We start from the raw sequence: 25,258 nt of genomic DNA, 5'->3' as shown, positions 1-25,258 counted from the left end.
TGAAAAGACCCACAAGATCCTCGTGATCTTGCGGGTCTTTTTCATTCTTGATTGGTAAAAAGCTGCTGCTCGACTAGCTTTTGGGTGTTCATAAAATACACTCGTAGTTTTTTCCCATCCTTCTTTAGATTGACCCATGTATATTTGCGCGTGCGGTGCAGATAGCCAAAATGAACATCAGGCATGGCCGCTTTCAAAGCATCTAGCGGTAAGTGCTTCAAAGCAGTCTCCGGCAAATAAAATTGCAGGCAAGCAGTATAGTCTTTAAAACGATCCTCTGAATATTCAATCTCAAGATGGCTACGAATATAGAATGAATAAGCCTCTACTCCATCGTCTATCGTTAGATCTGGCTTTAATACGATATAATCCATCATGCGCAACCGCTCTTGATCCACCCAAGGAAAATACGCTTGGGCATTCAAATACCCTTTCACTCTCCGCTCTTGATACTCTTCGTTCACGAGGTCGAAGCTTCTGGTGACAAAATGTGTCGCGCTTCGTTTTGTTGTTGGCTGCAGTCGATCATTTTGGTATTGGATGGTTTGGATCAAGTGATCGCCAAAGGCATATTCAATATATGGTTCTCTCAAAATACCGACCCCGTTATCCCAAGTCAATTGATCGATTCCAGTTTGATCGCGAAACAATCGCTGGTAGGATAGATTCAATTCGTGATCCCACTGGAAAGGATCTCGATACAATTCCACCATCACAACCCCTTGGTCTCTTACCTGCACTTGCTCCACCTGCTGCGCATCAGTAATGATCACCTGAGGAATGATATGCGCGTAGAATGCCGAAAAGTACATGCGCCAGCAAGAAGTCAGTGTATAGCCATTGTAAAAGACGTCGTAACCAGAAAACTGATTGCAGTCGATGACGATTTCTTGTTCAAAATTTTTCCGCTTCGGTAACGCGTTGATTTCAGCAATCGATTGAAAATTTTGCCTTTTCTCGATTCCCTCGACGTTATGCATCAAGTACTCATCATATGAACGCAAATAGCCGAACAAGCCATCTCTTTGCATCGTTTCATCGAAGTAACTTAAAATCACGGGTTTTTGCGTGGAAAATACGTCTTTCGTAAACAGGTGCCGTTGTAAAACAGCCTCTTGAATGATATGGATACTGGACTCATTTTGGCCGTCCGTCACAATCAATTCCGTATTGATTTTTTCAGGGGCGCTATGCAGTAGTTGACTGACCTCATCCAAATCATAAGGTTTCTTTGCTTGCTGATTGTAGTAGTATTCCGTCGGCTGATAGCTAAGACGAACCAAAGCGAACCAATTTTCAATCAACAAACGCAACTGTGCTGCTTCCATTTGGGTTGATTGTAGAAAGCCATAGATTTTTTCAGTTTTGATCATCGCTACCCCTCTTTTCTATCCCCTTTCTTTAATTATAGTAAAGGGGGAAACGATTGAACACTATTTCGCTTTTTTTTGATGAAATCTACCACCGTTCGTGGTAAACTTAAGGCGCTTGGAGGTGAACCTATGGGCTTAAAATTCCAACGAGAAGACTCGCTAGATAAAATGTTTGATGATTTTGCCTTTCTTCCCGATAACAACAAAGACAAGAAAAAGCAGGAAAACGATATTGAGCGTTTCTTGAAAAACGAATCTGATGAAGAGAAAAAAACACAACCTAAAGATAGTAAGAAAGCAGACTAATAAAAAAGGCAAAGGACGCGTCAGTCCCCTGCCTTTTTTTACTTGCCAAAATAGAAAATGAGTCACTGAAGCTACATAAGTTCAACGATCAGAATCATCATCTAGAGGTTTTCTTATAGCTCTTCATACAACATGCTTTGACGTAATCGCACCAAGCCAATGGTCAACAAGCAAAGAATAAAAAAGATGGTTGTTAAGATCGTCATCACGAAGATCACCACAAAAATCGGTGAGCTTGTAAAACGAATCATTGGTTCAAAGATAGTGGTTTTGATCAAGTCAGGGATCTCAGAGACTAAGAGTTGTTGAATCGCTTGGTTAAAATCTTCCGTTGATGAATTTGCGGGTAAAACAGCCATAAAACTCCCTACACCATAATTTGCGACCCCAATCCAAGCAAATGCGACATTTGCTAGAGCGAGCCAGCCAACGCCAAGATTACCGACAACGATCGAACCGATCGCAAGATTGCCAATCCCAACTAATAAGCCAAAGCAGAGATTCCCTATTGCAATGACACCGATACTGACTGTCCCAATTCCCAACATTCCGAAGGACAATAAGCCAATCGATAAAAAGCCTAAACTGACAACCCCCAAAGCAATAATCCCTTTGGCTTTGACACCAAGGCTAAACCAGCCGCTGGCAGTTGGTAGCTCTTTGATCAGCACAAAAAACGCTCGAACACTCGTCACTTGATTCAGTAATAAGAATAAATTGGGAATCAAAATGTGCATTAACGGAAGCCGCAGAACCGTCCGTTCACTTTTGTATTCATAATAGTAGGTTTCTTTCTTTTCTTTTAATAGGTCTTCCACTGGTGTGCCTAATAAATCGGCTAGACGGACCAATGTCTCGATGTCTGGCAACCCATTTCCTCGTTCCCATTTTGAAATGGCCTTATCAGAAACAAATAACCTCGCAGCTAATTCCTTCTGTGTTAAATTATGTCTTGATCGATACTCTTTTAATTTTTTACTTAATGATTCATGCATTCGACCACACCTCCTTGTTACAAGTTTAACAAATAACAAGGTGATTTTCGCTAAAATGGAGCAAATTCAGCACTCTACGCTGCGTAGAATAGCTTAAATCAGCTGATTTCCACTGTAAAATGAGAAAAACCGAAGCAAAGGACTTTCTTGCTTCGGTTTCCTAAATGATGCTTATTTTATTGCTGCTTCAATCGCTTTCCACGCTTCTTCTTTTCCTTGTTTGGTAATGGAAGAAAAGAGGATAAACGTATCTGCTGGATCAAAGGATAATGCTTTTTTGATCATGCTTTCATGCTTGTTCCATTTCCCGCGAGGGATTTTGTCTGCTTTGGTGGCGACCACGATCACTGGAATCTCGTAGTATTTCAAAAACTCATACATTTGAATATCTTCTTGTGAGGGGGCATGACGTAAATCAACAAGAGATACGACTGCACGCAGCTGCTCTCTTTGTTCAAGATATGTCTCAATCATTTTCCCCCATTTCGCTCGCTCTGTTTTCGATACTTTTGCATAGCCGTAGCCGGGGACATCGACAAAATGCAGCGTATTTTCAATCAAATAAAAGTTCAGCGTTTGCGTCTTCCCAGGTTTTGATGAGGTACGGGCTAAATTTTTACGATTGATCAATGTATTGATGAAGGATGACTTTCCGACATTTGAGCGGCCTGCTAAGGCAATCTCCGGTAAAGGTGTAGCTGGATATTGTGCTGGAGAAACGGCACTGATGACGATTTCAGCATCATGTACTTTCATCGAATCGCTCCTTTCTATTTTTTCAAAAAGAAAGCCGGATAGCAATGAAACTATCCGACTTGGTCTCGATTAGACTGCTTTTTTGGTCTCTTCATTGTAAATGATTTTTGGTTCACCAAGTCCTTTTGCCGCTTCTTCCGTGATGGTGACTTTTTGGATCGACTCATCAGAAGGGACATTGAACATGACATCCATCATGATATTCTCGATGATCGAACGCAACCCACGAGCACCGGTATTTCGCTCAATGGCTTGCGCAGCAATGGCACGCAAAGCCTCTGGCTCAAATTCAAGCTCGGTGTCATCTAATGCCATTAACTTTTGGTATTGTTTGACCAGCGCATTTTTTGGTTCAGTCAAAATATGCACCAAATCATCTACTGTTAATTTCTCTAGGGCAGCCATCACTGGCAAGCGGCCAATAAATTCAGGAATCAAACCGAATTTAAGCAAGTCTTCAGGAATGATTTGCTGCATCACACTTTCGCCTTCTTCAAGACGCTTATTGTTCGTGCCAAAACCAATTGTTTTTTCACCTAAACGGTTTTTAACGATGGTTTCGATTCCGTCAAACGCCCCGCCAACGATAAAGAGAATATTGGTGGTATCAATTTGGATCATCTCTTGATGTGGATGTTTCCGTCCACCTTGTGGCGGTACACTAGCAGTCGTTCCTTCTAGGATCTTCAGCAATGCTTGCTGTACGCCTTCACCGGATACGTCACGAGTAATCGATACATTTTCACTCTTACGGGCGATTTTATCGATCTCATCAATATAGATGATTCCTTTTTCTGCCATTTCTACGTTATAATCAGCAGCTTGTAACAGTTTCAAAAGAATGTTTTCCACATCTTCACCGACATAGCCGGCTTCTGTCAAACTGGTTGCATCAGCGATTGCAAAAGGCACGTTTAGTGAACGTGCTAACGTTTGTGCCAAAAATGTTTTCCCAGAACCTGTTGGTCCGATCAAGCAAATATTGCTTTTTTGTAATTCTACATCTTCTGCTGTCGTTTCTACATTGACCCGTTTGTAGTGATTGTAAACCGCTACAGCCAATGTCCGTTTCGCACGATCTTGTCCAATCACATATTCATTGAGAACATTCAGTAGTTCTTGCGGTTTCGGCACTTCGGTAAATTCACGAATTGCTTCTTCGTAAAACTCTTCATCAATGATTTCTTTACACAAATCGATGCATTCATTACAGATATAGACCCCAGGACCTGCAACGATCTTTTTCACCTCTTCTTGCGTTTTGCCACAAAAAGAACAACGAACAGCTTCATTACCGTTTGTATTATCGTACATACTGTTCACCCCTTGAAAATTTTCCAACCTATTTAAAGGAGTGGAATTTTGTTTACTAACTTTGCAGTCTTAAACAATCATATCATAACTTTTTTGAAAGAAAAAGTTCTTTTTACGTTGCCTAACGTTTTCTTATCATTTGTTAGTAATTGTTAAACTAGCTCCTCTTACTCCCAAGAAAAAACGGCAAACACCGCTAGATGTTCGCCGTTTTTAAGCATTTTGCTTACGCTTCTTTTGCAGTACCTGTGACAAGTTCAACTGCTTTCTTCATCGTGATATCATGTTTCAACATGTCTTCTGTTAAGACGCGTTTGATTTGATCCACTGGCATGTTGTAAGCTTCAGAAAGTTCTTTGATTTCGTTTTCGATATCTTCTTCTGTTGCTTCCAAACCTTCTGCTTTAGCGATTGCTTCAATAACAAGGTTTGTTTTCACGCGGGTTTCTGCTTCACCTTCAAATTGTGTGTGCAGATCTGCTTCAGTTGAACCAGTTAATTGATAATACATTTCTGGTGAGATTCCTTGACGTTGCATGTTGTTCAAGAATTCATCCATTGAACGGTGTACTTCATCATGAACCATTGAATGTGGTAATTCAACGATTTCTGCGTTTTCAACTGCTTGACGGATCGCAGCTTCATCTTTTGCATCTTCAGCTGCTTTTTCTTTTGTTTCAGTCAATTCAGCACGGTATTTTTCTTTTAATTCAGCTAATGATTCAACGCTGTCATCAACGTCTTTTGCGAATTCATCATCTAATTCAGGAAGTTCTTTTGCTTTTACTTCGTGAACAGTTACTTTGAAGACTGCTTCTTTACCAGCTAAATCTTCTGCTTGATAATCTTCTGGGAAAGTAACGGTAACGTCTTTGCTATCCCCAGCTTTTGTTCCTACTAATTGTTCTTCAAAACCAGGGATGAATGAGTTTGAGCCAAGTTCAAGTGAGTAATTTTCACCTTTGCCGCCTTCAAATGTTTCTTCCCCTAAGAAGCCTTCAAAGTCGATAACGACTGTGTCGCCATTTTCAGCTGCTTCGTCTTCTTTGATAACTAATTCAGCTTGTGCTTCTTGTTCACGTTTGATGCGTGCATCCACGTCTTCTTCTGTGACTTCACGATCTTGTTTTTCAACTGTTAATTCTTTGTAATCACCAAGTTTTACTTCAGGTTTTACAGTAACTTCTGCTTTGATAACCCAATCTTGGCCTTTTTCCATGCTGTCAACGTCGATTTTTGGTTGCGCAACAGGATCGATCCCTGCTTCTTTTACAGCAGCTTCATAAGCTTCTGGAAGAACAGCGTTCAATGCATCTTCATACAACGCTTCTTCGCCGTACATACGGTTAAATACTTGGCGTGAAACTTTCCCTTTACGGAAGCCAGGTACGTTAAGATTGCCTTTCACTTTATTGAATGCAGTCGTCAAGCCTTTTTGGATTTCTGCTTGAGCGATCGTAAATGTCAAAACACCATCATTGGTGCCTGTTTTTTCCCATTTTGCAGTCATTTATTTCCCTCCGAATATTAATTGATTTACATATGAAATAGCTTCATGCATACCTTTAAATAGTACACTAACGTTGTTTAATTGTAAACATTTTACCATGAAAGTTGCGAATTTTTCTTTCAGCGAATGCTCAATCGTAGGATATTGCGTAGGTGTCGTTTGCGTTCTTCTATTTCATTCACTGCTTTTGGCTGTTCTTTTTCTTCAAATAACCCACGATAATCTTCAATGTAGCTTGCCACCCATGCTTTTGCCTCCTCTTTTGCAGGTAAAAATGGGTAGCTGATGGCTAAATGATCATTGATCTCTGCTGAGACGCTTTCTGCTAAAATCGGATCTTCTTGGGCGATCGTTTCGTCAATCTCTTTCTGGATCGCTTTAACAGCGGCATCTTCTTGCAAAAGTTTTAACTCTTTCGGAACGATTTGCTGCATATTCCCAAGGTAATCGATCAGTTCAAAAGGTTCGTCCACTTCAAGACGCACGAGCTCATCCACTAATTTGGGCAGTAAATATGGATTTTTGATGGAAGCTAACGTTTCATGCATCAGCGTGACAAATTGTGGTTTGGTAATGGCTTGGGTAAAAACGTGCCATTCTGTTGCACTCACCGGTTGATTGGCTTCATCTAATGCACGTAAATGCTTGCGTTTCCCATGAAAATCTTCCAATCCTAAAATTTGCTGAACTTCTTCTACCTTTGCTAATTCACTTGCTAACTGTTCCTGATAGCGGCTTGCAATTTTTGTTTTTTTACCTAATGTAAGCCAGCGCCGAGCTTTTAAATACTGACCATCCAAGATCAGCAGATGACCAATTTGTAAATACCCGTCGGTTTCTTTTAAATAGTCATCCAAATAGTCTTCCGCCAGATCTAACGCTTTGGCAAAATCATTCAACTGCTGCAGACATTCAACAAGCCATTGATTGATCTCAAAACTGGCATTTTTTTGATAGAGCTCATTGTACAGGCGAAAAGCTTGCAAAAACTCCTTTGACTGGTAGGCTTTTTCTGCCGCCAGCCGAAGCCGTTCATTTGGTCCTGGGAAATCAATCGTCTCACCCATTCTCGATCCCTCCTTTACTACTTGCTTGATCTGCTAGTTAGTTTTGTGCGCCAATCATTACGTGATTGGCATCCACTTGTTTATTGAAAGCTTTGATCAGATTAATGGTCACCACACTGGTTTCTGCAAAATAATCCGCAGCCTGCTGCTTATTTTTATTAAAGGAGATCGGTAAATAACCAAGATAAAAGAAAAGATTGAATTGTAATACGTAGCGTCCGCAAAGCTCGCGAATCAACACAGTTTGCCAGCTGAGTTCTTCCTCTACAAAAGAAACCACTCGAATGCCAAAAAGCATTTTTCCAATCGTTTGACCATGATTTAGCTTTGTCATTAGAACAAAATAGCCTAGATAGATTGCTAAGGCACAGATGTTGTAAAGGCCAAACCGCTGATTGGTTGCCGTTAAATTCGCTAGATTGTAGATACTACCGATCGTTATTTGGGTAATCGCTCGGATCACCAACACATCAACGAGATAAGCAAAGAAACGAATCCAAAACCCAGCAAAAAAGTAGCTAGGAAAATCATTGAAGAACCGTTTGTCTTCTGCCTGTTTTTCAGGTTCCTCATACCGTTGCCAGGCTTGTTGTTTTTCCTCGATCTCGCTTTGGGTATACTCTTCTTCCCTAAAAGACGTCAAGACTTGTTGGTAAAAATCATCGGGATGATTTACTTGTGTGTTCCTCATCGCTTTGTTGGCACTTACTGGTTCGGTTGTTTCTGAAACCTGCGCTTCAGTTTGCACATCCGTATGACCGGTTGACGGTGTCGAGGTTTCCCGCTGTTCCCTTTGATCGATTGACGTACTTGTGTGATTGTCATCTGTTGACGATGTGTCAGCGGAATACTTGTTTTTCTCTGTCATAGTCATTCACCTCCATAGTAATAAAGAGGTTTCGGAGCATCGCTGGTTCCAAGGCTTTCCATCAATTGGATCACTCGCTCTGTGTTTGATTCTTTTAATCCTTGTAGTTCGGCTAAACTTGAACCTAACCAAGTAGAAGCAAATCCAGTAGAGGAAACATCATAGCTGAAAATCTCGGCATCTTCCAAGCCTAGATCTGCTTGCATTGCTGCTAATGTATCTTCAGGAAAACCGATTTCATCCACTAAACCAACAGACACTGCTTGCTGCCCATCATAGATACGGCCATCAGCGATCTTTCTAACGGCTTCTTCTGTCATGCCACGTCCTTCTGCTACGATTTTTACGAACCGACCATAGGCATTGTCGACATAGGTCTGCAAGACTTCCTTGTCGGCTTCTGTGGGTTCTCTCGTTGATGAACCTACATCTTTTAGTGCGCCACTTTTATACGTATTGTCTTCGATCCCTAGCTTTTCGAATAAGCCAGCATAGTTTAGCCCTGACATGATCACCCCGATTGAACCAGTAATGGTTTCATCCGTTGCAAAAATTTTATCAGCACCTGCCGAGATATAATAACCGCCACTGGCTGCCATGTTTTTCATACTGACATACATTGGAATCCCTAACTCTTTGATTTTTGCTAACTCACGAGCGATCTCCGCACTTTCATAGACGCCGCCTCCTGGCGTATTGACTTCCATCAAGATGCCCCCAATAGTTGGATCTTCTTGGATCATCCGTAGTTCTTCTAAAAATCGCTGATGATCATAAGATTCTGTTGTGAATAAGCCACCACTGGAGCTGCTGGCGATGGTTCCTTCTAAAGATAAGCGAACAATACGATTGTCTTGATCTCCGACAACTAACGTTGTCTCTTCGATCGCATTACTTCCATAGAACAAAGCATTTAACCCTTGTAGCGTCTGAGTTTCCTCTTGCTCTGGACGATTTGTGATTACTGAAAAAACCCCCGAGCAGATAAATAACCCTGCTGCGATCGCCGCTGCGATCCATCTTCTTTTATTCATTTTCCCACCTAACTTTTCACCTTTCCCATTTTTAGTATAGATTTTTGATGACGATCACTGCTTCTTCGTCTCCAACCGCATCAAATTTCTCGCTTTTTTCAGCTAAGACGTAGCCACCAAAAAATTCCTTTGTCAGTTCATCCTGGACTTCGAATGTTTGCGCGGTTTCCACGGTGACTGATCCAGGCAAAATTTCTTGCAAGCTGTCCCAGCCCGTATCCAACATGACCTTTGTTTCATCTGTGACATTAGGATCTTTTTCTATCGCAGCTACCATTTTCTTTAGCTCTGAAAAAGTCATACAATTTACAAATTCTGGCATTTCATTCCCTCACTTTCTTACTTTTTTATTGTAGCGAACTTAAAAAAAAAAGCATAGCTTTATGAGGAAATTTCTTGGGAATCTTATTCGACAAAGCTATGTCAGCTGTTTTGATTTCCTTTAAATAGGTTCAAATCAACCTTACCAATAACTATACCAATTATTTTTATATAACTTTGAGTTGACAGAAACAGGAATAAATATTATGATATTGCTTGTATTTCTATAAAATATCTCACAAGGAGGATAGATAGACCAATAAGGATAGCGCCTGATCTGGAAACAGATGACGAGGAAAGAGTTTATCGAAACATTCGGCGGATGACTCTAGGGACTGCACTCTACAGGCAAGAACAAATCTCATCGTAAGGTGATGACAAAGACTTGCTACGCAGATAGAAATACATAATGCCAAACTAAATTTTTTGAAAGTAGGATTATCATTATGTGTGGAATTGTAGGAATCGTAGGAAAATCAAATGCAGAACGAATTATTTTGAACGGATTGGAACGCTTAGAGTATCGCGGCTATGACTCAGCAGGTCTTTATGTCGCTGATCGGACTTCGGATCACTTAATTAAAGCCCAAGGAAGAATCAAAAACTTGGAAGAAAAAGTGACTTCTGAAGTAACAGGAACGATCGGTATCGGACATACCCGTTGGGCGACCCATGGCAAGCCATCAGAAATGAATGCTCATCCTCACACTTCGGCAAACCAAGCACTCGTTTTGGTTCATAATGGTGTGATCGAAAACTTTGAAGAGCTTCATCAAGAATATTTAAGCAACCACCAGTTTGAAGGTCAAACAGATACCGAAATCGTTGTTCATTTGATTGAAGTGTTGAAAGCGCAAGACAACAGCACGACCAAAGCGGCCTTTAAAAAAGCTTTGTCCTTGATTCGCGGCTCTTATGCCTTTGCTTTAGTAGAAAAAAAAGATCCAGAAACCATTTATGTTGCTAAAAATAAAAGTCCCTTATTGATCGGTTTGGGAGATGGATTTAATGTCATTTGCAGCGATGCCTTAGCAATGCTCGATCAAACGACTCATTTTGTTGAGATCGAAGATGGCGAAATGGTGACCGTAACAGCCGATGCGATCGAAATCGAAGATCCAAAAGGAAACCTTGTGTACCGTGAGTCTTATGAAGCACAACTAGATCTGACTGACATCGAAAAAGGAACATACCCTTACTACATGTTAAAAGAAATCGATGATCAACCAACTGTGATGCGCCGCTTGATTCAAGAATATCAAGGAGAATCTGGTGAAGTAGTGATCGATCCAGCGTTAAAAAACGAACTTTTAGCTAGCGATCGGATCTACATTATTGCTTGTGGTACCAGCAATCATGCTGGCTGGGCAGCAAAAGCCATTTTAGAAAAACTAACACAGATTCCTGTTGAGGTTCATTTATCTAGTGAGTTTGGGTACAACATGCCATTGTTGTCAGCAAACCCCTTCTTCTTGTTCTTATCACAAAGTGGTGAAACGGCAGATAGCCGTCAAGTATTAGTGACGATCAACCAGTTAGGTCTTCCTAGTCTGACGATTACCAACGTTGCTGGTTCTACTCTTTCTCGAGAAGCGAACCATACCTTATTGCTTCATGCTGGTCCAGAAATCGCTGTTGCCTCTACAAAGGCGTATACTGCACAGATCGCAGTGATGACGTTATTAGCAAAAGCCATTGGTGATGAAAAAGCTGTTCCTGAAGCATTGGACTTTGATGTTTTCCATGAACTAAGCATCGTTGCTTCTGCAATGGAGGCTTTAGTGGATGAAAAAGCTGTTATCAGTCAATTTGCTGAGGATTTCCTTTCCGAAACCCGTAATGCGTTTTACATTGGACGTGGAAATGATTACTATGTATCGATGGAAGCGGCATTGAAATTAAAAGAAATTTCTTATATCCAAGCGGAAGGCTTTGCGGCTGGTGAATTAAAACACGGCACCATCGCGTTGATCGAAGAAGGTACACCAGTGATCGGTGTGATCACGGAAGAAGTGACCGGCTCTCATACGCGAGGCAATTTGAAAGAAGTCGAATCTCGTGGGGCTCATACCCTTGTGATCGTTAGCCAAGAATTAGCAAAAGCGACTGATCAAATCATTTTACCAAACGTTCACCCATTGGTAACAAGCTTAGTGGCAGTCGTTCCAACACAGCTGCTGGCTTACTTTGCCACTTTACAGCGCGGATTCGACGTTGATAAACCAAGAAACTTAGCAAAATCCGTTACCGTTGAATAAGTTTTTTTAAAGATTGAAACCGAATTGGTTATTTTCTGTATAATAAAAAGAACTCCTCGTTCGATGAATCGATCGTTCATAGGGGTTCTTTTTTTCTTGTCTACTGCACAACAAATCCGAAAAGACTTTTAAAAACAACTATCCTTCGCAAGGCTTGCCCACTGCGTCTCCTCTGTTAAGCGTTGCCGACAAAATCGTTGACAAGTTTCTCTAATTCGCAAGTTGGCTTCTTGCTGGTAAGTAGACAAAAAAGACGACCAAAGGATGTCTTTGATCGTCTTACTTCTTCATTTATTCCGCACCGATTTCCTCTCGAACGACCGCTGCGATTTTTTCAACATAGTAATCGACTTTTTCAATGGTTGGCGCTTCTGCCATCACCCGAAGCAATGGTTCTGTTCCTGAAGGACGAACCAAAATACGGCCTTCGCCGTTCATTTCTGCTTCTGTCTCTTCCACGATTTTACGGATAGCTGGAACATCCATCGCGCCATTTTTATCTGTCACTCGAATGTTGACAAGTTTTTGTGGATAGATTGTTACCTCTCCTGCTAATTCCGACAGTTTCTTGCCCGTTTGTTTCATGATATTCAATAGTTGAATTCCTGATAGCAAACCGTCACCTGTCGTATTGAAATCCAAGAAAATCATGTGACCTGATTGCTCGCCACCAAAATTATAATCGTTTTTACGCATTTCTTCGACGACATAGCGGTCACCGACTTGTGTGATGACATCTTTCAGTCCAATTGCTTCCACTGCTTTATGGAACCCTAAATTGCTCATGACTGTTGTCACGATCGTTCCTTGGTTCAAGCGCTTTTGCTCCGCTAAATATTTCGCACAGATATACATGATTTTATCGCCATCAACGATGTTTCCTAGTTCATCTACTGCGATGACCCGATCACCATCTCCATCAAACGCAAGACCAGCATCCGCCCCTTTTTCAACGACAAATTCAGCTAACGCTTCAGGGTGAGTCGATCCCACACCATCATTAATGTTCAACCCGTCTGGAGACGTCCCCATTGTGAAGAATTCTGTTTCTAGATCGGCAAACAAACGATTGACACTTGTTCCTGTTGCGCCATTTGCTGCATCAACACACACCGTGATTCCTTCCAAATCATCAGGAATCGTTTGACGTAGAAATTGAGAGTATTTCAACAACCCTTCTGGAAACTCATCCACTGTTCCTAAGCCATCGGCAGAAGGACGTGGAAGTGTATCTTCCGGTGCATCAAGTAATGCTTCAATTTCAGTTTCTTGTTCATCGACTAATTTAAAGCCATCATTCCCGAAAAACTTGATGCCATTGTCTTGTGCAGGATTGTGAGAGGCAGAGATCATTACACCTGCACTCGCTTTTTGCACTTTCGTCAAGTACGCAACACCCGGTGTAGAAATAACACCCAATTGGAATACCTCGATCCCGACAGATAATAGTCCAGCGATCAATGCATTTTCTAGCATCTGTCCAGAAATCCGTGTGTCCCGTCCCACCAAAACACGGGGACGGCGGTCACCAGTTTCATGCTGACTTAATACATAGCCGCCATAACGACCTAATTTAAATGCTAATTCAGGTGTCAACTCCTTGTTTGCTTCTCCTCTAACACCATCAGTACCAAAATATTTTCCCATTTTAATAACCTCTCTTATTCATTCTCTACAGTCAAACGACTAAGAACTACTTGTCGTCGTGCTGCTTGCGGAATTCTCTGTTTGTTCTTGCGTCGTGTCGACTGTCGAAGAATTGGCTTGAGAATCCGCACTGTTCGTTGCTTCATCGCCATCATTGTTTGATTGATTCTCAGTAGTTGTTTCTGCAACCGGAGTGATTTGGATCGTCACTACTGTTGGATTGATCGTTGTTCCCTCTGGTACTGGAATCGTTACTGTCCGTTCGGTCGTGGTTGTGATCTCACTAACATCCACTGGGACACCGATCTGCTGGGTCTCATCCAAAATACTTTGTGGTCCTGTTAGCACCGCACTGATACTACTCATCCGGTAGATGTAATGAGAGATCCCATCTGGTGTTGTCCCCTGTTGAGTGACAAACAATTCAATTTCTTTGCTTGGTGCTTCCATCATCAATGCCACATCGACCGAATCTGGCTCAGGAATGATCGCTAAAGGATTGTTTTCACTATCCCAAGCCTCGATCGTTCCATCCACCGTGATCGAATCGCCAGTAATATCATCTGGATTCACGATCGCTACCACTCGGTCGATTTCTGCCAGTGTCTTGTCGCCAGTAGTGATCTCTACTTCTTGCGGTTCAACACTCATTGAATCAACGCCGTAACCACCCGTTGCTCCATCAGTCGAGATGACTGGCTCAACGGTAAACGTTTGGGTGACTTTTTTCTCGATCGTCACAGTGACGGTTTTGGGTTCGATTTCGGCTGTCACACTTGAGCTAAGATTTTTCACTTCTAAAGGGACCTCATGGGTTCCTTCATCAAGTCCAGTCAAATCAGCCACTACTCGAAAGCTCCGCGTTTCCTCGCTACGTTCAGCATTCAATTGCACCCGATTTCGACTAGACAAAGTCACGTCTACTGTTGTTTCAAATCCTTGGATAAAGTATTCATCTGTGTCATAGGTGGTCTGAATCGGTACATTATCGATCTCTTCCTCATAAGGATTTGAAGTTCCTGCAAGGTTGACTTGCAGGCTTGATCCGCTGGCGATGAAAAACAGAACCAGACTAAAGAACAGCGCTAGTATACCATAAAATACGTTTTGACGACGTTCTTTCTTGATCATTTTCTTCCTCCTTTGTTAACCCCTTCAAAGAAAGATTGCAGCAAGTTGCGTTTACCAGGCTTTTCTTCTGGCACTAATTCGCGATTCAACACGTCGAGATACTCTTGTCGCGAAAGCTCAGTAAGCATCCGATTATTCAGGGTAATACTGACGTCTCCCGTCTCCTCTGAGACGATAATGGTCAACGCATCACTAACTTCTGAAATCCCGACAGCCGCTCGATGGCGCGTCCCAAATTCTTTGGGAATCAACGGACTTTCTGACAGTGGTAAGTAGGCACTAGCAACAGCGATCTTATCATCTCTTAAGATGACTGCACCATCGTGTAGCGGTGTATTGGGAATAAAAATATTGATCAGTAATTCGCCCGTCACGTCCGCATCTAAAGGAATCCCCGTTTCAATATATTCTTCTAACCCCGTCGTCCGTTCGATCGTGATCAATGCACCAATTTTTCGTTTTGCCATATATTGAACAGCTTTGTCCAACGCTTGGACCAACACTTCATCCCGTCGTTTTTCATTCTTAGAAGTCTTGAAGAAAGAGCTACGGCCAAGATGCTCCAGCCCTCGTCGAATTTCTGGTTGGAAAATAACAATCGCGGCGATCACCCCATATGTGATGACTTGATCCATCAACCAAGATAGCGTCTTTAATCCTACGATACCTGCCAAAAACCTTAGAACAATGAATAGGCCGACGCCTTTAAACAACTGGATCGCTTTTGTTCCTCGCACAAGCTGGATCAGCTTATAAACCAAGTACCAAACAACGATCACATCTAAAACATTTACTAAAAATGACCAAGAAAATATATCAAATGAGAGCAATTCTCTCCAATAATCTAAATTAAAAAAATCCCTGAAATTTATCAACATAAACAGCCTTCCTTTATTCTTAAGACTTCAGATAATAGTATAACATAGGACCTCTTCAAAGATTTGAAAAAAAACAAATTTATGAAAAAGTTTTGAAAAAATAAACAGCTCTTTTACTTAGTTTACCATTATCCTGAAATCATTGTTTGTCAAAGGTCTTAGAAGATTTCATCTAAACGAGCTTCTTGCACTCATTTCTTAGGAAAAACAACAAATGACCCTGAAAAACGGGTCAAACCGTTTTTCAGGGTCATTCCTCAGCGAGCGATTACTCTTGCTGACGGCGCTTTGCGCGCGCTGCACGCCGTGCTGCTCTTTCAGCGAGCTGTTCTTCGCTTAACGGCCGTTTTTCTCTTCGTACACGCTCCGTTTTTACTGCCGTTGGTTGTTCTGCATCAGTACTTACCTTTTTTTCAAGCTTTGCTCGTATTTTTTCTTCTTGACCTGCTAAGCGGGCATAGTTGTAGAAACGAGTTTTCGCATCTGAAACGGTTTTTTCAAACAATGCTTGCGCCGCATTCGGATTGGCAGACTGCAAGGATGCAAATCGAACTTGTGTCTGCATAAAGGCAGGCATTTGATCAAATGCTGGCTTTTTGAAGTCGAGTGTCATTGGCTGTTTCCCTTTTTCTGTCAACAGCGGGTTATAGCGGTAGAGACTCCAATACCCCGATGCAACTGCTTCTTGTGCTTCTTTCAAGGATTGACGCATTCCGCCTGCAAGACCGTGGGTGATGCATGGCGTATAGGCAATGATGATTGACGGTCCTGGGAACCGCTCGGCTTCTTCAAAGGCTTTGATCGTTTGCATTTGATTGGCACCAGATGCGATTTGTGCGACATAGACATGTCCGTAGGTCATCGCCATCATTCCTAAATCTTTTTTGGAAACAAACTTGCCACTCGCAGCGAATTTAGCAATGGCCGAAGTCGGTGTCGCTTTAGAGACTTGCCCCCCTGTATTAGAATAGACTTCATTATCTAACACGAGAATATTGACGTCTGCACCAGAAGCGAGAACATGATCGATACCGCCAAACCCAATATCATATGCCCAGCCGTCACCGCCTATCATCCATTGGCTTGGCTTAACAAACAAATCTTTCTCCTGCAAGATTTTGTTCAGCTGAGGTGTTGTGGCAGCTTCAGCTTCTAAGGCGGCGATCAATTTTGCTGCTCGCTGTTGCGTCCCAGCACTTTCTTCTCGATGAAGGTCCCAATCATCAATCAAAGCCTGCAATTCTTCTGATACATTGGCTTTCAACGACTGCAGCTGGGCCGCTAATTTCTCCCGTCGGGTTTGGTTGGCTAAGAACATGCCATAGCCATATTCGGCATTGTCTTCAAACAACGAGTTTGACCAAGCTGGCCCTTGTCCTAAGTGATTGGTTGTATAAGGAGATACTGGTGAGGTTCCACCCCAAATCGAAGAGCAGCCGGTCGCATTGGCGATCATCATGCGATCACCAAACATTTGGGTCAATAGTTTCACATAGGGGGTTTCCCCACAGCCCGCACAAGCACCAGAGAACTCCAACAAAGGTTTATTGAATTGAGAGCCCAAAACAGTTCCTGGTTTTGCTGGATTTTCTTTTTGACGTAAAGTCATCGCAAAAGCCCAATTTAAAGCTTGTTCTTTTTGTTCTTCGTAAGGACGCATCGTCAAAGCTTTCCCTTTGGCGGGACATGCTTCCACACAAAGGCCGCAACCTGTACAATCTTCAACGGAAACTTGAATTCGATATTTTTGCCCATTCGCGCCTCGCATCTCTCTGACGATAAAGCCTTCAGGCGCTTCGGTTAATTCATCTTCATCTGCCAAAAACGGACGGATCGCCGCATGAGGACAGACAAAAGCACACTCATTGCACATGGTACAGCGATCTGATAGCCACTCGGGCACTTCAACAGCGATGCCCCGCTTCTCAACCGCTGTTGTCCCGACAGGGATCACCCCTTCAGTCATTTGATTTCGTACGAGGGTACCCACGCTTAGTTGGTTGCCTTCTTGACGGTTGATGGGTTCCACGATTTCCCGCACAAATTGTGTTGTAGCAGTGGATGTCCTCTTCGGTACTTCGATCGTTGCCCACTTGCTTGGAACAGGGATTTCTTGTAATAATTCGATGGTGCGATCGATGGCTGCTTGGTTCTTTTCAACGATCGCCATCGATTTGTGCCGATAACTTTTCAGCGCCTCTTCTTTTAAAATCGGCAAGATTTCCTCGGTCGGAATGATGTTTGCCAAGTAAAAGAAGGCTGTTTCCATCGCGGTATTGATCCGCCCACCTAAGCCGACTTCCATTGCCAACTGCATGGCATTGATGGTATAAAAGCGAATCTCGTTTTCAGCAAGATAACGTTTCATTTTCTTTGGTAGATTTTTTAAGATTTGCTCTTGTGACCAGGTCGTATTTAATAAAAAGGTTCCGCCTTTTTTGAGTCCTTTCAGCAAATCATACGTATGCAAATACGCAGGCGTATGACATGCAACGAAATCTGCGTGTTCGATCAGATAGGTAGAACGAATGGGGGTATCCCCAAATCGCAGATGGGAAACCGTTAGACCACCAGATTTTTTCGAATCATAATGGAAATAGCCTTGTACATATTTTTCGGTATGGTCACCGATGATTTTGATTGCTGACTTATTTGCCCCGACGGTCCCGTCAGAGCCGAATCCCCAGAATTTCGCTTGGAAGGTGGATGGATCAGTTAGATCTAGCGTGCCCTTTGATGGCAACGACATTTGCGTCACATCATCCGTGATCCCAATGGTGAAGCGTTTCTTTTGGCTCGCTTTTGGCTTGAGCAATTCGTCATAAACGGCAACGATTTGATCAGGTGTCACATCTTTTGACCCAAGACCATAGCGTCCACCAATGATCGTCGGCCGAATCGCTGCATCATACATGGCACTTTGCACATCCAAAAGCAAAGACTCGCCATTGGCACCAGGTTCTTTGCTGCGATCCAATACAGCGATACTTTTAACGGTAGCAGGCAGTTTTTCTAAGAAGACTTCTAGTGGGAATGGTCGATACAAATGGATCGACAAGACCCCCGCCTTGCGGCCTGAAGCGCATAAATGATCCACCGTCTGCTGGATCGTTTGCGTTGAGGACCCCATCGAAACGATGACTTCTTCGGCGTCCGAAGCACCATAATAATCCACTAAATCATAGTTGGTTCCTCTTAAAGCATTGATTTTTTTCATGTAAAAACGAACGATCTCAGGCAATGTTTGATAATGCTGATTGATCGTTTCCCGCTGTTGAAAATGGATATCAGGATTTTGATTCGTTCCACTCGTCGTCGGGTGATTCGGGTTCATGGCTTTTTGTCGAAAGGCAGTCAATTTTTCATGATTGACCAACTGTGCCAATTCCTCATAATCTAAGACCTCTATTTTTTGAATCTCATGACTGGTTCGAAACCCATCAAAAAAATTTAAAAATGGGATATTGGCTTCGATAGCTGCTAAATGAGCGACTGGCGCTAAATCCATTACTTCTTGGACACTGCTTTCCGCTAACATAGCAAAGCCTGTTTGTCGGGTGGCCATTACATCGGTATGATCTCCAAAAATATTCAAAGCATTGGTGGTCACTGCTCGGCTGGCGACATGAAAGACGCCTGGCAGCATTTCCCCAGCAATCTTGTACATATTTGGTACCATTAATAAAAGTCCCTGGGATGCCGTATAGGTCGTCGTTAAGGCGCCCGTTTTTAATGAGCCGTGAACCACACCGGCCGCCCCTGCTTCAGATTGCATTTCAACCACTTTCACCGGCTGCCCAAAAAGATTATGCTTTCCTTGAGCAGACCACTGATCCACTAATTCAGCCATGGTTGAACTAGGGGTTATCGGATAGATCGCCGCAAGTTCCGTAAAGGCATAGGAAATATAGGCAGCTGCCGTATTGCCATCCATTGTTTTTCTTTTTCTCATCTATATAACTTCCTTTAATCATCATTTTGCACAATAAAACACAATTCATTATAGCTGAAAATTAAGGAATATAAAAGCACAGTCAGGGGATTTTTCTTAATTTCGTGAAACGAAATACATAGTATTTATCTCATTCTCCTCCTCTTTTCACAGACTTAAATCAAAAGACCTGAGGCTTTTCTTTCAGTAGAAACTTCGGTAAACTAAAAGAAAAAGGAGGAATCTTAATGGATATTTCAATCATCAAAGCACAGGAAACAAATGCGGTAACAGGGATACATATCGGAGACCCTTCCGCTAAACCGATCGTCGAATTTATGAATTTGCGCTGTCCTTATTGTCGGCAATGGTTTGAGGAATCGTTACCGATCTTAAGTGAAGCTGTCGCAGCTGGGAAACTACGCCGTGTCATCAAATTATTCGACAAAGAAAAAGAATCATTGCAACGAGGCAATGTGATGCACCGCTTTGTTTCCAGTACAGATCCTCAGGTAACGATCGCTGAGATCACAAAAATTTATCAAACACAAGACGAATGGGGGCATTTATCTTTACCTGAAGTGGCAGAATATGCGAAAAATACTTTAGGGCTATCTGAACAAAACCATCCTGCGATCGCAGGAGAAATTGTGGAAGAAGCGAAAAACGCCAACATTCAATTTGTGCCAACGATTATCTTAGATGGGCACATTTTTGATGAATCGATCTCTGCTGAGGAATTAACTGCATTGATCAATGAATAACCTCTAACAAAAAACAGGAGCTGATTTGACACTAAAATCCATGTCAAATGCAAGCTCCTGCTTTTTTGATTTCATTCACTACTTAGATTAACTGACTTGTTCACGCAAATGATCCGCAAATTCATTGATTTTGCGAATGCGATGATTGATTCCTGATTTCGAGATCGCTCCTGATGGAATCATTTCTCCTAGCTCTTTCAAGCTGACCTCGGGATGTTCCAAACGTAATTCGGCGATTTCTTGCAGCTTTTCAGGTAAAGCTTGCAAGCCAACTCGATCTTGAATAAATTCGATATTGTCGATCTGCTTCGAAGCAGCGTCGATCGTTTTGTTCATATTGGCGGTTTCGCAATTCACCAAACGGTTGACTGAGTTACGCATATCACGCACGATTCGCACGTCCTCGAATTTCAGCATGGAATTGGTGGCACCGATCAGTGTCAAAAAATCAGCGATTTTCTCAGCGCCTTTCAAGTAAGAGATATACCCATTTCTGCGTTCTAATGCACGGGCATTCAATCCATATGCGTTTAGCATATCGCAAATATCTTGGTTATGCTCCTCGTAGATGGAATAGATCTCTAAATGATAGCGGCTGGTTTCTGGATTGTTGATGGACCCAGATGCCATGAAAGCGCCTCGTAAATAGGAACGCATTTTTTGAGTATTGCCCATGATCTCATCAGAAACATGGCTTTGAAACATCAGCCCGTCCATGATATCTAAGTCCAAAAGCACGCGCTGTGTATCTTGCTTCAAACGAACGATGTAAACGTTGTTCTTTTTTAATTTCATTTTACGACGGACCAGCAATTCGCTGCGCACGTCGTAATGATCTTTTAGTAACGAATAGATGCGTCTGGCGATCGCCGCGTTTTCTGTTTGAACGTTTAAAACAAATTGTTGGTTGTTGATACTTAATGACCCATTCATCCGAATCAAAGCGGCCAATTCTGCCTTGGCATGTTCGCGATGAACTTCTAATGCGGTCAATTCTTTTTTTACTTCTGCTGCAAAGGACATAAAAAAATCCCTCCTTTCTTAGATTTTGGCCCCGTAAACGATACGTAGAAGTTCTTCAATCACTTTATCTCCGTCATGAAAAACTCCGCCATCTCTAAGCTCCAGAAAGTCAGCTGAAATGACACGGCTGGCTTCTTCTCGCAGTCCTTGGAAATCGTGTTTCACTTGTACAAGATATTCATCATAAATCTCTGGGTCCATATACCCTTCTGGAACTTTCTCGGTGTTGACTAACACCGTATCAATAAAGGGTTTGCCTAAATGCTTATGCAGGACCCGCACATGGTCGGCATCACTAAAGTGTTCAGTTTCACCTTTTTGGGTCATGATATTACAAATATAAACCGTTTCAGCTTGTGTTTCCAACATTGCTTGGCCGATCTCGCTAATCATGAGATTGGGCAAAATACTAGTAAAGAGACTACCAGGACCCAAGACGATCATATCTGCCTCCATAATTGAAGAAACAACTTTACGAGCTGCTTTCGGCTCATCATTATTTTCTTGATTACGAACAAAGACCCGATCGATCGTTTTGCGATCAACCGCGATCTTGGACTCTCCTACCGCTTCGGTGCCGTCTTTAAAAACAGCGTGCAACACCAATGGCAGATCTGACGAAGGATAAACTCGTCCATCGATATGCATGATTTTTGACAAAATTTGAATGGCTTCATAGGTACTGCTGCGCATTTCAGCAATCGCCGCAATTATCAAGTTCCCCAGGGCATGATTGGCTAAAAATTTGTCTTCGGCTTTAAAACGGTATTGAAAAATATCATTATACAGTTGCGGCATATCAGATAGAGCCGCCAAAACATTGCGCAGATCCCCCGGTGGCGAGATAGAGGAAACCAAATTGCGAATCTCTCCGCTGCTACCGCCATCATCAGCGACCGTAACGATCGCTGTGATGTCGACACCCTGATTCCGCAAGCTCTTCAGGATGACTGGTAACCCAGTTCCGCCACCTACCACAACGATCTTCGGCTTTCTGATCCGGTACGTTTTCATTTTCATGAACGATTCACCGTCTCTTTACGCTTATCTTTGTCGCGATGAGTAATATTGACGCGATAGTCTTCTGCCAAAACCGCACCGATGCGCTCAGATAATGCAACTGAACGGTGTTGGCCCCCAGTACAGCCGATAGCCACCGTCAAGCTGCTTTTGCCTTCCTTGACATAGCCTGGCATGATCGTTTGCAACAGTGTACTAAATTGCTGATAGAATTCTTCCGTTTCTGGAAAAGACATGACGTACTCATACACGGGTTCATCTTTACCCGTTAAAGGACGCAACTCTGGAATGTAATGGGGATTCGGTAAGAAACGAACATCCATCACAATATCAGCATCGATCGGCAAGCCATACTTGAAGCCAAACGAAAGTATTTCAATACGAAACCCTGTCTCATGAGAAGCACGAAATTCTTGATTGATTTTTTCTCTCAATTGCCGTGGGGTCAGCGTCGTTGTGTCGATAACAATACTGGCACGCGTCTTCAAATCGTTTAAGATCGCTCGCTCTTTGCGAATGCCTTCCGTAACTAAGCCATCCATCGCTAATGGATGTGCTCTTCTCGTTTCTTTGTATCTTGACACCAATTCATTGTCCGATGCATCTAAAAAGAGCATCCGTGTGTCGATAAAATTCGTGTTTTCAATATCGATCAGCATACTTTGGATTTCTTCAAAAAACGATCTTGAACGCAGATCGACAACTAAGGCAATTTTTGTCACTTTTCCTGATTCTTTGATCAGTTCCCAAAATTTAGGGATCAAGCTTGGGGGCATATTATCGATACAAAAGTACCCCATATCTTCAAAACTCTGGATCGCGACCGTTTTGCCGGCTCCGCTCATCCCAGTAATAATGACCAATTCTAAATGATCCACTTCAGTCATAGGTAAAACTCCTTTCTGAAACAACTCTATTATATCATGCCGGGCGTATCATTGGAACACCGGCATAAAAAAAGACGTTAGCTCAAAAAATGCCGCTAACGTCGCTATCAGCTTTAGATTGCTTGGCGATTTGCCAATGCTTTTTCGATCGTCCGATCAACTAAAATCGATTGGGCATCGACGACTGGATACGGATTATCAGTCACAAATTCATCCATCAAGGACAACTCGGTACATCCAAGCACTACGCTTTCACAGCCGATACGTTCGGTGACTTCTTCCAGTATCTCAAAGTAAAGTTCTTGATCCAAATGATCATTTTCTTTGATTCGATCATAGATCAATGTATTGACCTTTTTTTGGATCGTCGGCTCTGGAAGATAGACGTCAAGTCCGAACTTCCGCAATTCTTTTTCATAGATGCCAGCTTTGACACTGCCTTCTGTCCCAAGAAAGGCCACTTTTCCAGTGACGCCTTTTTCAAAAACGATTTTCGCAGCCTCACGAGGCATATGCAAAATCTCGATCTCAGTGGCAGCTTGCAGCTCATCAAAAAAATAATGGGCAGTGTTACAAGTCAACACAATAAAATTTGGGTTTAACAAATTTTGTTTTTCGATGTCGTCCATTAAATATGGAACAGGGTTTTCTAACGTGTTGTCTAAAATATATGCCGTCCGATCTGGGACTGTCGCATGATTGAATAAAACATAGTTCAAGTAATCTTGGTCTTTATGGGTCTGTGTCCGTCGGTTTAAAATGCGGACAAAACTTTCCGTCGCTAACGTTCCCATGCCGCCTAAAATACTAAAAAAATTCTCCATCTTCTAGCCTTCTTTCGTATGGAAATACGTTTTGAATCGTTTGTTGTACAGATGGAACATTCTCTTTAATAGAATCCAACGCTTTAGAGATAAGTCTTCTTTGTAAAAGACAGTCGTTCCCCAGCGATTCTCTACTAATAATTTTTTTGCGCGTTCTTTCGCAGGATTTTCTTTTGCATAAGTCAAGAAAATGTTTTTTGGTACCCCTAGCCATAATTTCGCTTCAGGCGCGTCAGCTTTGCCATAAACCGTTTCTGTGTAAGGTTTTTCGAAGACTAAATCCTCTGTGATGAACTTCGCCAGATTCAATCCGCTTAAGGTAATAAAGAAACTGCTTCTTCCTTGACGCAAGTTGATTTCAAATAATTTATATTGACCGTCTCGCGCATCATATTTCAAGTCAAAATTGGCAAATCCAACATATTCGATCTCTTTTAAAAACTTACGGATCATTTGATAGATTTGATCATTTTCATCTGGAATGATCACGACATAATTCCCAACCGCTCCAGGCGTTGGATCCTCTAACAAAGGATGACCTAAGCCCATCACGCGAACTTCGTGATTCTCATCAACATAGGCATTTAAGACCCGCATGTTGCTGTCATCGCCAGGAATAAAATCTTGGACGATCATTTCATATTGATAACCCGCTTGATAAATGCGAGAAACGATTTCTTCAAATTCTGTTCGATTGTCGATAATGAAGGCTTTTTTGCGCCCTTCAAAATCAACTGACAGCCACGCGACACTATTTGCTGGTTTCAAAGCCACAGGAAAATCAAAAGGCAGCTCTCCTTTGAACGTTCCTTCCGTCAACAGTTCAGGTGTTAAAATGAAGGTCTTAGGATAAGGCAAGCCATATTCCTCGCAAACTTCGTAAAAACTGACTTTATTGATCAACCGTTTTAATAAGGAATAGTCATTGGCAATAAAGGTATAATAAGGCTTCAATTCTTCTTTATGCTTCGCTAACAGTTCTGCATAGCCATCGCCGCAGGGAATCAATAAATATTTCATGGCAGGATCGTTGTAAGTATTTTTTCCTAACTTGATCAACGTCTCAGTGAATCCTGGATCATGGTCAAAACCTTCCACTTGATTGATTGTAACAATTTTACTAAAGCGGGTTGGCGCAAGTTCCGCACCAGCATAAGCAACTGATTGAATGCCATATGCTTCGTGGAATGCTCTGGCCATACCATAAACATTCATATCGCTTCCTAATAATATGGGAAGAAAATTTTCCTGACTCATCAAAAATCACTCTCTCTTTTGAATACGAAAAACGACCTCTCTCGTTTCGTTTAATTACAATAGAATTATAATACCACAAAGAAAAAAGCAATCA

Annotated in this window: 21 protein-coding genes; 3 read left to right on the top strand and 18 right to left on the bottom strand. The window is 42.2% G+C overall.

The window, feature by feature from the left end:
• Window positions 1–41: 41 nt before the first annotated feature.
• Complete coding sequence (locus IGI82_RS08435) at window positions 42–1,373, bottom strand: hypothetical protein (protein WP_087627415.1); 1,332 nt, start codon at window positions 1,371–1,373, stop codon at window positions 42–44.
• A 129-nt stretch (window positions 1,374–1,502) separates the two neighbouring features.
• Here IGI82_RS08435 and IGI82_RS08430 point away from each other — a divergent pair, with 129 nt between their 5' ends.
• Window positions 1,503–1,679 (top strand): SPJ_0845 family protein, encoded by a 177-nt coding sequence (locus tag IGI82_RS08430; RefSeq protein ID WP_375820124.1) that lies wholly within the window; start codon window positions 1,503–1,505, stop codon window positions 1,677–1,679.
• A 113-nt stretch (window positions 1,680–1,792) separates the two neighbouring features.
• On the opposite strand, the gene IGI82_RS08425 is transcribed toward IGI82_RS08430, so the two are convergent.
• The 8 genes from IGI82_RS08425 to IGI82_RS08390 form a co-directional block, all read right to left on the bottom strand.
• Window positions 1,793–2,674: a helix-turn-helix transcriptional regulator gene (locus IGI82_RS08425; protein ID WP_375820037.1), complete on the bottom strand. Its 882-nt coding sequence runs from the start codon at window positions 2,672–2,674 to the stop codon at window positions 1,793–1,795.
• A gap of 171 nt (window positions 2,675–2,845) precedes the next feature.
• Complete coding sequence (gene yihA / locus IGI82_RS08420; RefSeq protein WP_005225967.1) at window positions 2,846–3,430, bottom strand: ribosome biogenesis GTP-binding protein YihA/YsxC; 585 nt, start codon at window positions 3,428–3,430, stop codon at window positions 2,846–2,848.
• Window positions 3,431–3,499: 69 nt separating this feature from the next.
• On the bottom strand, window positions 3,500–4,744 hold the full coding sequence (clpX, locus tag IGI82_RS08415) for an ATP-dependent Clp protease ATP-binding subunit ClpX (protein WP_010748174.1): 1,245 nt from the start codon (window positions 4,742–4,744) through the stop codon (window positions 3,500–3,502).
• 226 nt (window positions 4,745–4,970) lie between these two features.
• Window positions 4,971–6,254, bottom strand: a complete 1,284-nt coding sequence (gene tig, locus IGI82_RS08410; RefSeq protein ID WP_005225965.1) for a trigger factor — start codon at window positions 6,252–6,254, stop codon at window positions 4,971–4,973.
• 119 nt (window positions 6,255–6,373) lie between these two features.
• On the bottom strand, window positions 6,374–7,321 hold the full coding sequence (locus tag IGI82_RS08405) for a hypothetical protein (protein WP_015509612.1): 948 nt from the start codon (window positions 7,319–7,321) through the stop codon (window positions 6,374–6,376).
• A 37-nt stretch (window positions 7,322–7,358) separates the two neighbouring features.
• On the bottom strand, window positions 7,359–8,189 hold the full coding sequence (locus tag IGI82_RS08400) for an RDD family protein (protein WP_438842038.1): 831 nt from the start codon (window positions 8,187–8,189) through the stop codon (window positions 7,359–7,361).
• A gap of 2 nt (window positions 8,190–8,191) precedes the next feature.
• Complete coding sequence (gene sppA / locus IGI82_RS08395; RefSeq protein WP_438842037.1) at window positions 8,192–9,223, bottom strand: signal peptide peptidase SppA; 1,032 nt, start codon at window positions 9,221–9,223, stop codon at window positions 8,192–8,194.
• A gap of 31 nt (window positions 9,224–9,254) precedes the next feature.
• Entirely contained in the window at window positions 9,255–9,545 is a 291-nt protein-coding gene (locus IGI82_RS08390) for a hypothetical protein (protein WP_005225961.1), read from the bottom strand.
• 445 nt (window positions 9,546–9,990) lie between these two features.
• Here IGI82_RS08390 and glmS point away from each other — a divergent pair, with 445 nt between their 5' ends.
• Window positions 9,991–11,802: a glutamine--fructose-6-phosphate transaminase (isomerizing) gene (gene glmS, locus IGI82_RS08385; RefSeq protein WP_438842036.1), complete on the top strand. Its 1,812-nt coding sequence runs from the start codon at window positions 9,991–9,993 to the stop codon at window positions 11,800–11,802.
• Between the two features lie 291 nt (window positions 11,803–12,093).
• Here glmS and glmM read toward each other — a convergent pair whose 3' ends face one another.
• The 4 genes from glmM to nifJ all read right to left on the bottom strand — a co-directional run bounded on the left by glmM (window position 12,094) and on the right by nifJ (window position 19,410).
• Window positions 12,094–13,449 carry a phosphoglucosamine mutase gene (gene glmM / locus IGI82_RS08380; protein WP_438842035.1) on the bottom strand — a complete coding sequence of 452 codons (1,356 nt, stop codon included), beginning with the start codon at window positions 13,447–13,449 and terminating at the stop codon, window positions 12,094–12,096.
• A 39-nt stretch (window positions 13,450–13,488) separates the two neighbouring features.
• Complete coding sequence (locus IGI82_RS08375; RefSeq protein ID WP_438842034.1) at window positions 13,489–14,580, bottom strand: CdaR family protein; 1,092 nt, start codon at window positions 14,578–14,580, stop codon at window positions 13,489–13,491.
• A complete protein-coding gene (gene cdaA, locus IGI82_RS08370; RefSeq protein WP_005235688.1) occupies window positions 14,577–15,458 on the bottom strand; it encodes a diadenylate cyclase CdaA in 882 nt (293 codons plus the stop codon). The genes IGI82_RS08375 and cdaA overlap by 4 nt, the downstream gene beginning before the upstream one ends.
• Before the next feature lie 268 nt (window positions 15,459–15,726).
• A complete protein-coding gene (nifJ, locus tag IGI82_RS08365) occupies window positions 15,727–19,410 on the bottom strand; it encodes a pyruvate:ferredoxin (flavodoxin) oxidoreductase (RefSeq protein ID WP_087627409.1) in 3,684 nt (1,227 codons plus the stop codon).
• A gap of 227 nt (window positions 19,411–19,637) precedes the next feature.
• On the opposite strand from nifJ, the gene IGI82_RS08360 reads away from it, so the two are divergent.
• Window positions 19,638–20,153: a DsbA family protein gene (locus IGI82_RS08360; protein ID WP_087627408.1), complete on the top strand. Its 516-nt coding sequence runs from the start codon at window positions 19,638–19,640 to the stop codon at window positions 20,151–20,153.
• 87 nt (window positions 20,154–20,240) lie between these two features.
• On the opposite strand, the gene whiA is transcribed toward IGI82_RS08360, so the two are convergent.
• The 5 genes from whiA to IGI82_RS08335 form a co-directional block, all read right to left on the bottom strand.
• Window positions 20,241–21,176 (bottom strand): DNA-binding protein WhiA, encoded by a 936-nt coding sequence (gene whiA, locus IGI82_RS08355; RefSeq protein ID WP_005225954.1) that lies wholly within the window; start codon window positions 21,174–21,176, stop codon window positions 20,241–20,243.
• Window positions 21,177–21,194: 18 nt separating this feature from the next.
• Complete coding sequence (locus IGI82_RS08350) at window positions 21,195–22,196, bottom strand: gluconeogenesis factor YvcK family protein (RefSeq protein WP_010748165.1); 1,002 nt, start codon at window positions 22,194–22,196, stop codon at window positions 21,195–21,197.
• Window positions 22,193–23,083 carry an RNase adapter RapZ gene (rapZ, locus tag IGI82_RS08345; protein ID WP_005225952.1) on the bottom strand — a complete coding sequence of 297 codons (891 nt, stop codon included), beginning with the start codon at window positions 23,081–23,083 and terminating at the stop codon, window positions 22,193–22,195. The genes IGI82_RS08350 and rapZ overlap by 4 nt, the downstream gene beginning before the upstream one ends.
• A 113-nt stretch (window positions 23,084–23,196) precedes the next feature.
• Complete coding sequence (locus IGI82_RS08340; RefSeq protein ID WP_087627407.1) at window positions 23,197–23,907, bottom strand: amino acid racemase; 711 nt, start codon at window positions 23,905–23,907, stop codon at window positions 23,197–23,199.
• Between the two features lie 3 nt (window positions 23,908–23,910).
• Window positions 23,911–25,164 (bottom strand): carboxylate--amine ligase, encoded by a 1,254-nt coding sequence (locus tag IGI82_RS08335; RefSeq protein ID WP_087627406.1) that lies wholly within the window; start codon window positions 25,162–25,164, stop codon window positions 23,911–23,913.
• Window positions 25,165–25,258 lie beyond the last annotated feature (94 nt).

It is taken from the genome of Enterococcus sp. AZ067, assembly GCF_051715005.1.
In the GTDB taxonomy this organism is placed as follows: domain Bacteria; phylum Bacillota; class Bacilli; order Lactobacillales; family Enterococcaceae; genus Enterococcus_D; species Enterococcus_D casseliflavus.
The sequence above is the reverse complement of the archived record's forward strand: the minus strand, read 5'-3'. Positions and strand labels throughout refer to the sequence as shown.